Below are 14,274 nucleotides of genomic sequence, written 5' to 3'. Positions count from 1 at the left end.
GCCGCTGTCGGTGCTGAACGTGAACGCTGCTCCCGCTGTCCCTCCTCCGGCTCGCCCCCGGAGCCTGAAGACGTCAGGACCGCCGTGTCCACTACCTCAGGCAAGAGCGGCCATCCCGCCCTGACGTCCCGAGGGCCCATGGGTGCGCCCTGGTGGGCATGCCGACGGCGAGGGTCGCCGCCAGGGCGGCGGCGACCCGGAACCATCAACGACGTCTGCCTCGCGGGGCGGGAGAGACCGCACCATAGAACGTCATCGATGCGAGCCTTCGTTCGTGGCAGGTGAGGTCAGGTGCGGGTCCAGTGCTGGTTGCTGCCGTTCGAGCAGGCGTAGAGCTGGATCAGGGTGCCGTTGGCGGTTCCGCCAGCGACCGCGTCGAGGCAGAGACCGGACTGGACACCGACGATGGATCCGTCGGAGTTGAGGCGCCACTTCTGGTTGTCGCCGCCCCAGCAGGAGTAGATCTGCACCTTGGCGCCGTTGCCGGTGCCCGCGGCGTCCAGACACTTGTTGCCGTAGACCCTCAGTTCGCCGGCGCCGCTGTACGTCCACTGCTGGTTGGTGCCGCTGTGGCAGTCCCACAGCTGAAGCTGGGTGCCGTCGGTGGTACTGGCGCTGGGCACGTCCAGGCAACGGCCCGAACCGACACCCTTGATCTGTCCGGAATCCGCAGGGGGCGTGGTGGAGCCGCCGTTGAGTGCGTTGAGGACGGCGGTGTAGGCCGGCTTCTTGCTGCCGTCGCCGTTGAACAGCAGCGGCGTGTCACCCGAGCGCCAGGAGTCGGTGTCGCGTACCCCCCAGACGGTGATGCCGAGGCAGCGCGCGACGGCCAGGCAGTCGTTGGTCACGGCGGCGTAGGTCGAGGACGGGGCGCCCTGGATGTCGAGTTCGGTGATGGCCACGTCGACGCCGAGCGCGGCGAAGTTCTGCAGGGTGGTGCGGAAGTTGCTGTTGTAGGGGCTGCCGCTGTTGAAGTGCGACTGGAAGCCGACGCAGTCGATCGGCACACCGCGCTGCTTGAAGTCCCGGACCATGGCGTACACGCCCTGAGTCTTGGCCCAGGTCCAGTCCTCGATGTTGTAGTCGTTGTAGCAGAGCTTGGCGGCCGGGTCGGCGGCGCGCGCGGTGCGGAAGGCGACCTCGATCCAGTCGTTGCCGGTGCGTTGCAGGTTGGAGTCGCGGCGGGCTCCCGAACTGCCGTCGGCGAAGGCCTCGTTCACGACGTCCCACTGCGCGATCTTGCCCTTGTAGTGGCCCATCACGCCGTTGATGTGGTCGATCATCGCCTGGCGCAGCTGGCTGCCGCTGAGGCTCTGCATCCAGCCGGGCTGCTGGGAGTGCCAGGCCAGGGTGTGGCCCCGCACCTGCTTGCCGTTCTGCACCGCCCAGTTGTAGACGCGGTCACCGGCGGTGAAGTTGAACTGGCCGCGCTGCGGTTCGGTGGCGTCGATCTTCATCTCGTTCTCGGCCGTCACCATGTTGAACTCACGGGCCGCGATCGACGTGTACGTCGAGTCACCCAGTCTGCCCGAAGCGATGGCGGTTCCGAAGTAGCGGCCGCTCTGCGCCGCCGCGGCGCCGAGAGTGCTCTCGGCGGCCTGTGCGGTCGGCGGTGCGACCAGTGCGGCGGCGGCGACGAGGACGCCGGTGACCAGTGTCAACAGCGGGCCGCGGATCCGTCGGCGGACCACGGGCCTGGGAAGGGCGTACGAGCCCATCACTGTGCCTCCAAGGGGGAAATCACGGAAGGACTGAAGCGCAGGGGTTCTGCGTCCTCCGCTGCCGTGCGGCAGGCGAACGGACGGGGCGGGCCGGAGTCCGGGCAGCAGGGAATGACCGGACACCTCGGTGTGCTGGTGCGCGGATCTGTAGTGCGTGTGGTGCATGAATCTGCCGTGCGGCACGGGCTGCCCAAGACCCGTGCTGGTTCGAGATATCGACCTGTGGCCGGTTGCTCAGGCAGAAATGATTGAGGTGTGATGACGCATCGTCAATACTCGCTGCGAATAAAGTTTCACTCGTTGCATCGAAACATTCGGTACCGGTGGTGCAGTGGGACGGCGTTCTCGCGGTCCGCAGCCTGTCAGTCGTGGGGCCGGGGAAAGGGGTTTGGTCGCGTGGTCCCGTACGCCAGGACCATGGAGGTCGGTGTGTGCCGTTTCGCGCGAAGGTGACTTACATATTTCGGAGTTGACGGCGAATCATGCGCGAGCTGTTGACGCCCTTCATGGGTTGCCTATCATTCAGTTGCTCGACACTTCGACTTGCGTTCGCCATACCGAACATGCAATGCGTCGCTCCTGTGCCCAGCAGCTCCGATGGCACCTCCTCAGAACGCAAAGCCGCAGGGGTCGCACCGCATGCATATGCATGTCATGACCTCGCCAAACAGCGGAACAGCCGGAATCGCCCACTCAAGGTTGAGGAAGTCCCCATGCCCAGAGGAAGTTTCAGCCGCAGGCATACGTCTGCCGTGCTCGCCGCCGCGGTCGCGGTCCTGGCCGCGTTGGCGGCGATGCTGGCCGTCACCCCGGCTCAGGCGGCCACCAGCGGCGCCCTGCGCGGCGTCGGTTCGAACCGGTGTCTCGATGTGCCGGGTGCCGCTCAGGACAACGGCACGTACCTGCAGCTCTACGACTGCTGGGGTGGGACCAATCAGCAGTGGACGCTGACGGACGGCCATCAGTTGACCGTGTACGGCAACAAGTGCCTGGACGTTCCCGGTCACGCCACCGCGCCGGGTACCCGGGTGCAGATCTGGTCCTGCTCGGGTGGTGCGAACCAGCAGTGGCAGGTGAACTCCGACGGCACGGTCGTCGGAGCGGAGTCCGGGCTGTGTCTGGAAGCCCAGGGCTCCGGTACGGCCAACGGTACGGCGGTGCAGATCGGGACGTGCAACGGCGGCAGCGGCCAGAAGTGGACCGGCCTGACCGGGACGCAGACCCCGCCGGGCACGTGTTCCCTTCCGTCGACGTACGGGTGGACGTCGACGGGTGCCCTGGCGCAGCCGGCCAACGGGTGGGCGGCGCTGAAGGACTTCACCGACGTCGTCTACAACGGCAAGCACCTGGTCTACGCGTCGAACGTGTCGGGATCGTCGTACGGCTCGATGATGTTCAGCCCCTTCACGAACTGGTCGGACATGGCGTCGGCCGGCCAGACCGGGATGAGCCAGGCCGCGGTGGCGCCCACGCTGTTCTACTTCGCGCCCAAGAACATCTGGGTGCTGGCCTACCAGTGGGGTGCGTCGCCCTTCGTCTACCGCACCTCGAGCGATCCCACCAACCCCAACGGCTGGTCCTCGCCGCAGCCGCTGTTCACCGGGAGCCTTCCCGACTCCGGCACCGGCCCGATCGACCAGACCCTGATCGGCGACGGCCAGAACATGTACCTGTTCTTCGCCGGTGACAACGGCAAGATCTACCGGGCGAGCATGCCGATCGGGAACTTCCCGGGCAACTTCGGCTCGTCGTACACGACGGTCATGAGCGACACGACGAAGAACCTGTTCGAGGCGCCGCAGGTCTACAAGGTCCAGGGCCAGAACCAGTACCTCATGATCGTTGAGGCTCGGGGTGCCAATGAGCAGCGCTACTTCCGCTCCTTCACGGCCTCCAGCCTGAGCGGCTCGTGGACCCCGCAGGCCGCGAGCGAGAGCAACCCCTTCGCGGGCAAGGCCAACAGCGGTGCCACCTGGACCAACGACATCAGCCACGGTGACCTGGTCCGCAACAACCCCGACCAGACCATGACCATCGACCCCTGCAACCTGCAGTTCCTCTACCAGGGCAAGTCCCCCACCGCGAGCGGCCCCTACGACCAGCTGCCATGGCGGCCGGGTGTCCTCACCCTGCGCCGCTGACCTCCCCGCAAGCCCTTCCACCTGCTGACCGACGCTCATGATCCCGGGGAACCCCGGCCGTTCGGCGGCCGGGGTTCCCCTCAGCTGCGGACGTACGACTCAGGCACCGCGCCGGACTGCCGGTGGTGGCTGGCAGCATGCCCGCATGAAAAACAATCTTGATGACGTACTGGCCGATCCCGCCCGGCTGCTGACCGCCGACCGTGCGCTCCTGCGCGACCACCTCGCCGACGGCGACCGTGCCCGCGGCGTCGGGGGCGAGGTCTTCCTGCAGGCCGAGGCGATCTTCGGCGGTGCGGAGGTGACGCCCGCCGAGTTCGCCTCCTGGCTGCACTTCGCGGCGAAGGCGACCGGTCATCACGACTACGCCGACCGGATCGCGGCGGCCGGTCCCGGCATGCCGTGGCGGACGGTGTGGGCGTGGTGGCGGCCGGTCCACTGGTTCCCGTCCCGACCGAGCTTGAACGGCGACTACTTCCAGGTGCGCCGTTGCCGTGACGGGGAGCGCGAACTCGTCGAGGTGACCGACCAGCGCGGCCCGCTCTGGCTCGACGCCGCGACCGGTCGCCGGGTGACGGCCGTGGACGAGACGGCACTGACCGGCGCGCCGGCCGCGATCGGAGCCGATGACGCACCGGAGTTGTGCGACCTCGATCTGTTCCTGCCGGAGGAGTGGGAGGGCGCCGTGGCCTTCGCCGCCGACGGGGAGCGGACCCGCCATCTCGTCGAGAGCGTGCACGGCATAGCGGTCGTGGAGACGCACACCGAGGCGCTGCGGGACTGGCCGCGCGACGCGGGCCTCGACCCCACGTCAGCGGAGGAACCGCCGCCGGGACCGGCCCCTGCCGTGCGGCGGCCGACAGGTCCGCTCACCGCGGCCCGGGTCGACGAGGTCTTCGGGGCGCAGCACGTGGTGCGCGTCCCCGAGAGTGAGCTGCCCGAAGGGCTCACCCACGCGGGGAGCAGGCGGTTTCTGCGGGACATCGGCCTGCCCGCCTGGTGGAACTGCCACAGCGCCCAGTACGAGACCCACCCGGTCGACGCCATGCGCCCCCCAGCTCCGGGCGCCCTCGCGGACAAGGGGCTGCCCGACGGTGTGGCCGCGGCCGACCTGATCGCCTTCGGTGACACCGAGTACGGCGAGCTGTACCTCCACCGTCACGACGGCACGGTGCACATCTGGAGTCGCCTGACGGGACCCACTCACGACGTGCTGGTGCCGCTCGCCCCGGACCTCGACGTCTTCACCCGCGTCCTGGAGGCCGTCGACCGCTACCGCAACGCCTGCTGGCACCCGTACCCGGCGGAGGGCGGCCAGGAGGAGGTCACGGAGCTGTTCCTGGCGGAGCTGGCGGAACTGGCCCCGGACCTGTCCGACCAGAACACCGCGACGGGCACGGTGTGGAGCTGGCTCTACGCCGGCATCACGGAGCTGGGGGCGGACGGCTTCTAGCGGCTACCGGGCGGTTCCGTTCGGATCAGCCGGTCGTCGGTCGGGGTGTGTTCCGTTGACGGACACGCAGGGGGCGCGTACCGAGCCGTTGCCGGTGGACTCCACGATCGTGAGGTGCCCACCAGCACACGGCCGGGCCCGGAAGCCGGCTCCGGCAGACGAACCGTGGGGGAGCCGACCGGAGCGCCGGACGGGCCGACCGCGCCGCCTGTCCGGGCGGGCCGACGGCCGGACACAGCCTCGGCCTTGGCACACCCTCGCGCCGCCGGGCGCCCGCGGGGTCTGTCATCCTCTGATCATGGTCACGAGGAAGACGGTCGAGGACCGGTACGACGACGAGCCGCTCCGGGCCGCGCCGCCCAGCACCCCGGCGGAGTGGGAGGAACTCATCGGAGAGTGGGATGAGATCCGGCAGGGCTACCACCTCGGTGACACACGGGCCAGGGTGGTGGAGTGCGCCCGCAATCTCCGGGCGAGCGTGGCGGCCGGTGGACCGGACACCGCGCTGTGGGCCCTCGGGCTGGTGCTGACGGGCCCCTACTGCGCACACGCGGACGCGGCGGCCGAGGCCCAGGTCCTGGAGACGATGGCCGAGGCCGAACGAGTGCTGGGACGCGCGCCGTGTGGCCATGGGGCGCACCCGTGTGACGACATGGCGCTCGACGACGAACTGGACAACCTTACGGAGGTGCTGGAGATGCTGGCCCGATCCGCAGGGAACGCCGCCCCGGACCCGGCCGACGAGGAGCTCCGGCCCGACGACGAGGCGGCCGGGTCGTGGTTCGAGGGCGGCGTGACGCTGGAGGTGTGGGCCTGCCCCCGGAACCTGGCCGGGTTCGCGCGTTCCTTCCGCGGCATGTACGGGAAGCGGTAGCCAGGATCACGCCGCGAGACCGAGCAATCGCTGCCGCTCGGGCCGGGGTTGGCGGGTGCGGCCCAGCCCCTGGGGTGGCCCGATGTTCGATCGTCTGGAGATCAAGGTGCTGCCGCCGGGACCCCGGTTTGCCGCCCAGGTGCGGTTCTGGGTCAACGACGAGGACATCGTCGAAACAGCGGTCGGGAAAGGTGGCCGGGGACCGTACGCGACGGATGCGCTGCCGGCCGGGCGCCGCAGCCCCCTCCGGGCCACCGGCGAGGCGCGCCGTCTCGAACTGGGGGAACCGGACTGCATCGGTGGCTGCTGCGGCTTCCTGAGCGTGGTTGTCCAGCGGTTCGGGGAGATCGTTCAGTGGTCTGACCGGGAAGTTCCGTGGGCGGCGCACACCCCTGCGCCCTACCCTCCGCCGGAGCTCCACTTCGACGCGAGCCGGTACGACGCCGAGGTGGCTCGCGCCGAGGCGGAACGCCGGTGGCGGGTGTACCAGTAGCCCGGCACGGCCGGGGGCCGGGTTTGCGCCGGCGACGACCGTGAGAGTGGCCAGGCCAAGGACATCCGTCAAGTCCCCGATCGGTGACGGCTCACGGGGCGCACATCGCCCCCCACTCACCTCATTGCAACTCAAGTCCCCAGCCGACATACGGCCTTGCGGGTGCGGAGCCCCGACGCTCGAGCCCCCGATGCCCCTACCGGTCCTCCCCGGGCAGGGGTACCCTCGATACCTCGAAACGAGGTATCGATCGAGGGGTGTTGCGTGTCATCTGTCCCGCTCCGCTACGGCGAGCTTCCGGACCAGGTCGCTGATTTGTTCCTCCCGGCACAGGAGGACGCAGAGGCGCCCGTGCCCCTGCTTCTGCTGTTCCACGGCGGATTCTGGCGCACCAAGCACGATCGACGGCACATCGAGCCGTTCGCCCGCGCTCTGGCACGGGAGTCCGGGTGCGCGGTCGCCAGCGTCGAGTACCGCCGGGTGGGCGCCGGAGGGGGCTGGCCGACCACACTCATCGACACCGCCCGCGCCGTCGACCTACTGCCGTCACTGGCCGCGACCGCCGCGCCCGGACAGATCGACGCCGACTGCGTCGCATACGCCGGTCACTCGGCCGGCGGGCATCTGGCGCTCTGGGCGGCGACACGACATCGACTCCCGATCGGGTCCCCCGGCCGGACCGACACCCCTCCCGCGATTCGCGGCGTCCTCGCCCTCGCCCCCACCGCCGACCTCGCGGCCGCCGACGCCCTCGGCAGCGGCCGCGGCGCCGTCGCCGACTTCCTCGGTGGCAACGCCGCCGCAGTACCCGAGCGCTACGCCGCCGCCGACCCAGCGGCCCTCGGCGCCCCCGCGGGCCGCACGGTACTCGTCCACGGGACGGCGGACGAGGCCCTGCCCCTCACCATGGTCCGCAACTACGCCACCACCATCGGCGTGACCGTCGACGAGGTCCCGGGCGGCAGTCACTTCGACGTGATCGACCCCGACTCGGCCGCATGGCCGGTCGTGATCAGCGCCCTGCGCTCGATCATTCGACGGCCCACCGAACTCGACAGGCCCACAGCGGCGGATACCTCGATGTCGTCACCGTGATCGCCCAGAGAAATGATGTGCGGCTCGGGCCCGGCCAGTACCGGATGCCCGTCGGCGGCGGCCTGCTGCATGACCGCACCGAGCCGATCACAGGAAGCCGCGATCGCCCTTTGCTCCTGTGCGCTCAACGAAGGAGGGTGTGAGCTGGACCAGTGCAGCACCAGGCTGCCCCACACCCGGGCACCGGACATGATCGGCGCGGCGGCCATCGCGAAGGGGTGCGGGAGCACGAGCGCCAGCTGAGGGTAGCGGCGCGCCAGTTCCTCCTGGCCGCTGACCCACACCAGCCGCCGGTCGCGGACGGCGTCGCTCACCGGCGTCGCAGCCTCCGCCGGAACCCGCGCCCACGGCGACGCGATCCTCTGGGAGATCCCGCTCAGCATCGCCAGTTGCAGCACCTGACTGTCGAGCGACGGAAGATAGAGGGCGCCCGCGTACGCACCGGTTTCCCGCGCGCACCGGGCCAGGACGGAACCCAGCGCCGACGGGCCAGGGGCCGGGTTCGGAGGGAGAGCGCGTCGGCGGCCGCCTCGGACATGCCTCACCCTCCCGAACGCCGATCCCGTATGATCCACGCGCTCGCGTGCGCAGCAGCCGGCGGAATGCCGCGAACGTACCGGCGAACGCCGGATGCCCCCCGGTGATCGCGACTGGGCGACCGCCGCAATGTGGCACGGCCCCGACTGCACCGGTCACATCCCATACACACGGACAATACGCCCATACCGTAGCCGGATCATCTGCCGACACGATCGGTCATCAGCCCCTGCCGTGGATGTTCGCATCTGGCTGCAGGTCGGCTGGAAGCCGTGGTACCTGTCGCGGGAACCGATCTACTTCGACGCGCCGGTCACCGGCGGTGTGGTCTCCCCGACCACCTACGACTACGTGCCCCAGGACTTCAAGGATCCGACGGACCTGGGCGCTGCGGGGAACTGTTACTACACCCGCATATGGTTCACCAACGGTACGTACACGTCGTCGTGGGTGGCGTCCCCGAGCACCTGCTTCTGACCGCGACGCCGCCGCGCCTCGCCGGCTCTCGCGGCCGACGGGGCGCACTTCTGCACGGGGCGGACGGGTGGCCGGCCGCCCGCCCGGGGCCGGGCGCCCAAGGTGAGCGAGCCGAGGTTGCTCTCCCCCTGGTCGCCGCAGGCGAACCAGAGGGCGGCCCCGTCCCCCAGGGCCATGCGCAGCGGGGCGGTACCGGCGCCGGTGGCGCAGCGCGCCGTCGTCCGGTACGTGGCAGTGTCCACGGCGGCGATGGCGTCGCCGCGGCTGAGGGCCGGCTGACGGCGACCACGGCCGAGGACACCGTGCCGGTCAGCGGCGTGGCGCCCAGCCGGTGGCCGCGTCCCGCCCATGAGCCGCAGCCTCACCAACGGCTCCTGGACGGCGGGCAGTTGAGCGGGGCGAGCTTTGCGTCCCATGCTTCCTCGCCCTGCTCTCACACCATCCCGGCCTCTGGCGCGGCCGGCAGCTCCTTGCGGCGAGGGCGAGTTCGTCGGTGTGCAGTGTCTTGCGCCGCTGGTGCACCCACCGCCCGAGCGGGTCGCGTTGCCGGGCTGTGGTGCGTGCCGGGCGGGACACGGGGAACCCTGCATAGCGCCCCGCCTGCATATGCCCCGCACCGCGTGGAAGTAACTCGCATTTTGTGTGCTTGTAGGGCTGAGATAAGGGCATTCGTTGGCCAGGAGGTTGATAACAATGGTTCCCCTGCTTCTGGTTCTGCTGCTGGCTCTGATCCTCTTCGGTGCGGGTTTCGCGCTGAAGGCGCTCTGGTGGATCGCGGTGATCGTGCTGATCGTGTGGCTGCTGGGCTTCGTCGTCCGTTCCGCGGACGGCGCGGGCCGCAAGGGCCGCTGGTACCGCTGGTAGAGGAAACGCCCGGCGCGAGGAGTGCGCCACGCGCGTGAGGTGATGGGGCTCGGCCGGATACGGCCGGGCCCCACTCGCGTAAGAAGCCGCCCCACTGGGCAGTTGGGAGGGATCGGGCGTATCGGACGCACCACGGGATACGTGAGCCATGCACCGGCCCCGCAGACCCAGCAGTGGAACCCTGCTCCTCCTGTCTGCGGGGCCGCTGCGCACGGCCCGATCCGCTGCGCCGGCCGCCCCTGAAGGCCGGGCCCGTGGGCCGTGTCCGCCGGTGGCGTGGGGAGCCTCTCAGCCTGGCTTGGGTGAACCCATGTTGAGCAGCACCTTCCCGAGCTGGTCGGAACTGAGAACCGGTGCGGGCAGAGGGGGCGCGGTCGGATGGGCGCGCAGGCCGTCGAGGAGCAGGGCGAGGGGGCGGACCCAGGCATCCGGGGCGACCGTGGTGAGCGCGGGTACCGCCCGGCCCAGCGCTGCCAGGGTGAAGAGCAGGTCCTCGGTGGTGAGGTCCGGGCGGATGGTGCCCTGTTCCTGTCCGCGCCGGCGCAGCTCGTCGATGGTTTCCCGGTTGTGGGCGTGGATCGCCTCCAGGGAAGCGACGCCTTTGAGGTTCGTGGTCATGAGGTCGTTGGTGCCGCGGTCCGCGGCCAGGCTCGCGAACACGGTCTGCAGGTACTGGGTCAGTCCCGTCCATGCGTCGTGGGCGGTTCGCGCCCGTTCGCCGGCGGCTGTGGTCTCCGTGAGCGCGTCCCGGAAGACTTCGTCGACCAGTGCGGCGCGGGTCGGGAAGTGGCGGTACAGGGTGGCGTTGCCCACGCCCGCCCGGCGGGCGATGACATCGAGCGGGGCGTTCAGGCCTTGTTCGGCGAAGACTTCGCGGGCTGTGTCTGCCAGCAGCTTCCGGTTGCGCAGCGCGTCGCGGCGCCCTGCCGGCGAACGGTCGCCCATCACGTCTCCCTCTTATTGCGCCGTACCGGGGAGTGGTCCCCGATGCGGATGCTATCGTTCGAGCGAAGCGGGGATAGCTCCCCGCTTTGGTTTCCGCGGGCGGGCCGTCCGCGGTCGCATACGGGGAGGGCGGAAGCATGTCCGGCAGCGCACTCGTGCTCGGCGGCGGCGGACCGGTGGGCGGGGCCTGGCTGACCGGGGTGCTCGCCGGGCTCACCGAGGCCGGGATCGATCTCGGCAGCGCCGACGTCGTCATCGGCACGTCCGCGGGTGCCGTCTTCGGATCGCGGCTGCGGTCCGGCGTCCCCGCCGAGGATCTCTACGAGCGCCAGCTCTCCGGAGCAGACGCGGTCCGCCTGCCGGTGACAGCGCGCCAGACGGCGAGCTTCCTCTGGGCGGCTCTCGGCTCCCGCGATCCCCAGCGGTCCATCGAACGCCTCGCGCGGGCAGCACTGCGTGCCCGCACCGTCCCGGAGTCGGACGTCTTCGACACGATCGGCGCGCTCCTCGGCGATGTACGCGAGTGGCCCGAACGGGAGCTGCGGATCGCCGCGGTCGACGCGCGGAGCGGGCAGAGCGAGATATTCGACTCGCACTCCGGAGTGACGCTTCTCGAAGCGGCGGCGGCGAGCTGTGCCGTACCCATCGTGTGGCCCCCGGTCACCGTGGCGGGCCGGCGCTGGATGGACGGCGGCAGCCGTTCGACCGCCAACCTCCAGCTCGCACGCGGGTACGGCCGGGTACTGGCGATCGCGCCGGTCCCCCGTGCGGTCGGGCCGCACCCGAGCGCCCCGCAGCAGGCCGCGGAACTGTCCGCCGAGGGCGCGCGTGTCATCCTGCTGTCCCCCGATCGCGCCGCGCGCAGCGTGATGGGCCGGAACATGGCGGACGACACCCGCCGGTCGGCTGCCGCACGCGCGGGCCACACCCAAGCCAGTGCGCTGGCCGCCTCGGTCGCCGACGTCTGGCAGGGGTGACCGCGCCAAACCGCACGAGACGGTGGAGCCTCGGCCTGTGCGTGGTACCGGGCGAACGCCGCCGCTCCACTTGGAACTCCCCATGAAATGATCTTGGACGGGCAGCAAGCGCCACCTGATCACCGATGCCACCGGTATCCCGCTCGCCGTCACGCTGACCGGAGACAACCCCTCGGATGCGCACTGTCTGTTGGAGGCGGCTGAACTCACTCCGCCCGGAGTCCTGAGAGGCATGCGGCCAGCTGGGGGCGCCAGGACAACACGCACGCCCCGCGGCCGGCTGCCTCATGTCTCCGGGCTCTCCCGGTCATGCCCGTACGGCCCATACGATCAGGCACATGTCGATCACATCGCCCATACCAGTCCTGCGCGGCTCCCACGGCACCGTGCTCCGATTCGAGGGCGATGCGCTGGTACTGCGCCGGACGACCGAGGAGACGCGGATCCCACTGTTGGCGATCGGGCGCGTTCACCCCGAGGGGCGCGCCGTCACCGTCGAGCTCACCCACCCGGCCGGGACGGTGCCGGCCGTGCACCGCGTCGAAGACGTGAGCGAGGCCGCTGCCACCCTGTTCGCCGACGCCGTCAACGCGACCCTGCCCGTGCGCACCGAGGCAGCCGAGCCGGTTGACGGCTCAACCCTGGTGACCACCAGCGCCTTGACCGAGTCCCTGCGAGAGCGGCGAAAGCGCAGGGACAAGATCTGGGCACTCACCGTCGGCCTCGTCTTCCTTGCCCTCGCACTGGCCGTCGGGATCCACGGAGAGTGGACCATCGCGCTCCAGACCCTGCTGGTCGGTCCGTTCGGCGCGGGGACCATCGCGTTCGGCGCCGGGGTGGCGAAGGGCGCGTACCGCCAGTCGTACCTGCCCCGCCACGGCATCACTGTCGAGGCGGAGAGAGCCGAGGACACGCGCATCCTGGGCGGCAGGTTCGGGACATACGTCTACACGGACCTGCACGGGGTGAGCCGCAGCGTGTACCACAAGAGCAGCGTCACGACGGTCCAGGTTGCCTACCACCCGGACAAGCCACACACCGTGACCGTCTGCTACTCGCGGCTTCACACTGCCGGGGACGCCGCCCTTGCCGTGGGGCTCCTCCTCCTGGGAATCGTCGCCGAAGCAAGTGTCGTCGCCACGACCATCGGCGCCTTCCAAGGCACGTACCCCGGCTACTGACGCCGTGCCGATGCGGACCGGGCGGCGAGCCCGAGGCCGGCAAGGGCGCCCAGTAGAGACGCCCACTCGCCACGGTCATCTGCGCTGGTCGGCAGAGCTGAACGGCGACCCACATCACCCCGCGGTCCATCAGCCCAGTGCGATCCAACCGGCCAGGAGCTCATCTCGTCAGGAGTTCTTGGACCCATGTCAGGTCAGACGCGGACCCCGAACATGAACGGTCCGCCGATGGTGTCCATCGACTCGTACCGGACGACTGTGCCGGTGCGAGGGGCGTGCAGGATCTGGCCGTTGCCCGCGTACAGGCCCACGTGATGCAGGTCGTTGAAGAAGAAGACCAGGTCACCGACCTGGAGCTGGCTCCTCGTCAGGCGGGTTCCGATGCCCGACTGGGCCTCGGAGGTGCGCGGTATGAAGACGTCGGCCTGGGCGTAGGCCCAGGAGGTCAGACCAGAGCAGTCGTAGGAGGAGGGGCCGGTGCCACCCCGGATGTAGGGCTTGCCGATCTGGCTCTGGGCGGCCGAGAACGCGGCGCCGGCCCGGCCGGACGCGGGAGCGTGGTGGCCGAGCCGCACGCGCTCGGCGGAGGAGCGGCCGGCGCGCTGCTGCTCGGCGTCGAGGGCCGCCTTGTCCTTGGCGGTCAGGGTGTTGAGCAGCTTCTGCGCCTCGGCGAGCTTGCTCTGGATCTCCTTCTTCTTGTTGCCCAGCTCGGTGCGGGTGGAGGCCAGGTCCTTGAGCTTCTCGGTGGCCTCGGCGCGCTCCTGGGCGAGTTCGCGCTGTTTGTCCTGGACCTTCTTCAGTGCCTCGACCTGCTGGCTGCTCAACTGGTCGAACCTGGTCGCCTTGTCGAGGAAGCCGTCCGGGTCGGAGGAGAGCAGGAGCTGCACCGAGGGATCGATGCCTCCGGCACGGTACTGGGCCGAGGCGAGTGAACCCAGGCCCTCGCGCAGCGAGTTCAGGTCTTGCCGGCCGCGGGCGACGCGGTCCTGGATGGTGGAGATCTCCTTCTGGAGCTTCTCCTGCTTCTCGCGTGCCCCGTTGTACTTCTCGGTGGCCTGCTCGGCCTGCTCGTAGAGCTGGTCGACCTTCGCCTTCACCTCGTCCTTGCCGAGCCTCTGACCGGGCGTGGCCTCGGCGGCGTTCGCGCTGAGCGCGACGGCAGCGGCGGCTGCGGTGGTCAGCACGCTCACTCGTGCGCGGCTCGGCTGCTTGGCTCGACGATGGGAGGGCACGGAATCGACTCCTGTTCCTTCAGCCGGCGGCACAAGCGCCGATGGCCTGGTCGAGGGGTGGGCCTGCAAAAGGGAGGGGAGGAACCGGCGTCCTCCGGCACAGTGGACCACGGGCTTGTGGACGTGGACCATGCGGAACTACCGGCAGAAGTAGCTCGTGGGGGATCACCGGCGTTTCGGCCTGGGCCGGTGCCGCTGCCGGCCAACCCCGCGCAGAAGGGAACAGTGCGTTTCACCTGCGGAAGCAGTGACATGCATACTTTTGCGAGAGGTACGGCGTTCAG

The 14,274-nt window shown here is 70.0% G+C and carries 12 protein-coding genes and 1 pseudogene; 9 read left to right on the top strand and 4 right to left on the bottom strand.

From position 1 onward, the window contains the following. Nucleotides 1-287: 287 nt before the first annotated feature. The gene (locus ACZ67Q_RS29915) at nucleotides 288-1,718 is read right to left on the bottom strand and encodes an endo-1,4-beta-xylanase (protein ID WP_471188413.1); all 1,431 of its coding nucleotides are present in this window, start codon (nucleotides 1,716-1,718) and stop codon (nucleotides 288-290) included. Between the two features lie 716 nt (nucleotides 1,719-2,434). Here ACZ67Q_RS29915 and ACZ67Q_RS29910 point away from each other — a divergent pair. The 5 genes and pseudogenes from ACZ67Q_RS29910 to ACZ67Q_RS29890 form a co-directional block, all read left to right on the top strand. Continuing rightward, the gene (locus ACZ67Q_RS29910) at nucleotides 2,435-3,862 is read left to right on the top strand and encodes a non-reducing end alpha-L-arabinofuranosidase family hydrolase (RefSeq protein WP_471188409.1); all 1,428 of its coding nucleotides are present in this window, start codon (nucleotides 2,435-2,437) and stop codon (nucleotides 3,860-3,862) included. Nucleotides 3,863-4,007: 145 nt separating this feature from the next. Next, nucleotides 4,008-5,315, top strand: a complete 1,308-nt coding sequence (locus ACZ67Q_RS29905; protein ID WP_471188407.1) for an SUKH-4 family immunity protein — start codon at nucleotides 4,008-4,010, stop codon at nucleotides 5,313-5,315. 298 nt (nucleotides 5,316-5,613) lie between these two features. Next, nucleotides 5,614-6,189, top strand: a complete 576-nt coding sequence (locus ACZ67Q_RS29900) for a hypothetical protein (protein ID WP_471188405.1) — start codon at nucleotides 5,614-5,616, stop codon at nucleotides 6,187-6,189. Between the two features lie 82 nt (nucleotides 6,190-6,271). Beyond that, nucleotides 6,272-6,682 carry a hypothetical protein gene (locus ACZ67Q_RS29895; protein ID WP_471188402.1) on the top strand — a complete coding sequence of 137 codons (411 nt, stop codon included), beginning with the start codon at nucleotides 6,272-6,274 and terminating at the stop codon, nucleotides 6,680-6,682. A 162-nt stretch (nucleotides 6,683-6,844) separates the two neighbouring features. Further along, a pseudogene (locus ACZ67Q_RS29890) lies at nucleotides 6,845-7,576 on the top strand (alpha/beta hydrolase); the annotation flags it as partial. A gap of 71 nt (nucleotides 7,577-7,647) precedes the next feature. Here ACZ67Q_RS29890 and ACZ67Q_RS29885 read toward each other — a convergent pair. Beyond that, entirely contained in the window at nucleotides 7,648-8,322 is a 675-nt protein-coding gene (locus ACZ67Q_RS29885; protein WP_471188631.1) for a GAF domain-containing protein, read from the bottom strand. A gap of 226 nt (nucleotides 8,323-8,548) precedes the next feature. Between ACZ67Q_RS29885 and ACZ67Q_RS29880 the strand changes: the two genes are divergently transcribed. Beyond that, nucleotides 8,549-8,791 (top strand): hypothetical protein, encoded by a 243-nt coding sequence (locus ACZ67Q_RS29880; RefSeq protein ID WP_471188400.1) that lies wholly within the window; start codon nucleotides 8,549-8,551, stop codon nucleotides 8,789-8,791. Between the two features lie 693 nt (nucleotides 8,792-9,484). Then, nucleotides 9,485-9,655, top strand: coding sequence for a hydrophobic protein (locus ACZ67Q_RS29875; protein WP_121790737.1), 171 nt, complete (start codon nucleotides 9,485-9,487; stop codon nucleotides 9,653-9,655). Between the two features lie 288 nt (nucleotides 9,656-9,943). On the opposite strand, the gene ACZ67Q_RS29870 is transcribed toward ACZ67Q_RS29875, so the two are convergent. After that, the gene (locus tag ACZ67Q_RS29870; protein WP_471188397.1) at nucleotides 9,944-10,600 is read right to left on the bottom strand and encodes a TetR/AcrR family transcriptional regulator; all 657 of its coding nucleotides are present in this window, start codon (nucleotides 10,598-10,600) and stop codon (nucleotides 9,944-9,946) included. A gap of 137 nt (nucleotides 10,601-10,737) precedes the next feature. Here ACZ67Q_RS29870 and ACZ67Q_RS29865 point away from each other — a divergent pair, with 137 nt between their 5' ends. Continuing rightward, nucleotides 10,738-11,577, top strand: coding sequence for a patatin-like phospholipase family protein (locus ACZ67Q_RS29865; RefSeq protein ID WP_471188394.1), 840 nt, complete (start codon nucleotides 10,738-10,740; stop codon nucleotides 11,575-11,577). Between the two features lie 338 nt (nucleotides 11,578-11,915). Beyond that, nucleotides 11,916-12,758: a hypothetical protein gene (locus ACZ67Q_RS29860; RefSeq protein ID WP_471188391.1), complete on the top strand. Its 843-nt coding sequence runs from the start codon at nucleotides 11,916-11,918 to the stop codon at nucleotides 12,756-12,758. A 194-nt stretch (nucleotides 12,759-12,952) separates the two neighbouring features. Here the strand turns inward: ACZ67Q_RS29860 and ACZ67Q_RS29855 are convergent, their stop codons facing one another. Then, nucleotides 12,953-13,990, bottom strand: a complete 1,038-nt coding sequence (locus ACZ67Q_RS29855; RefSeq protein ID WP_471188388.1) for a C40 family peptidase — start codon at nucleotides 13,988-13,990, stop codon at nucleotides 12,953-12,955. Between the last annotated feature and the right edge of the window lie 284 nt (nucleotides 13,991-14,274).

The organism is Streptomyces sp. NPDC036813 (assembly GCF_055609245.1).
Note: the sequence above shows the minus strand (reverse complement) of the source record. Positions and strands in the feature narration are given on the sequence as shown.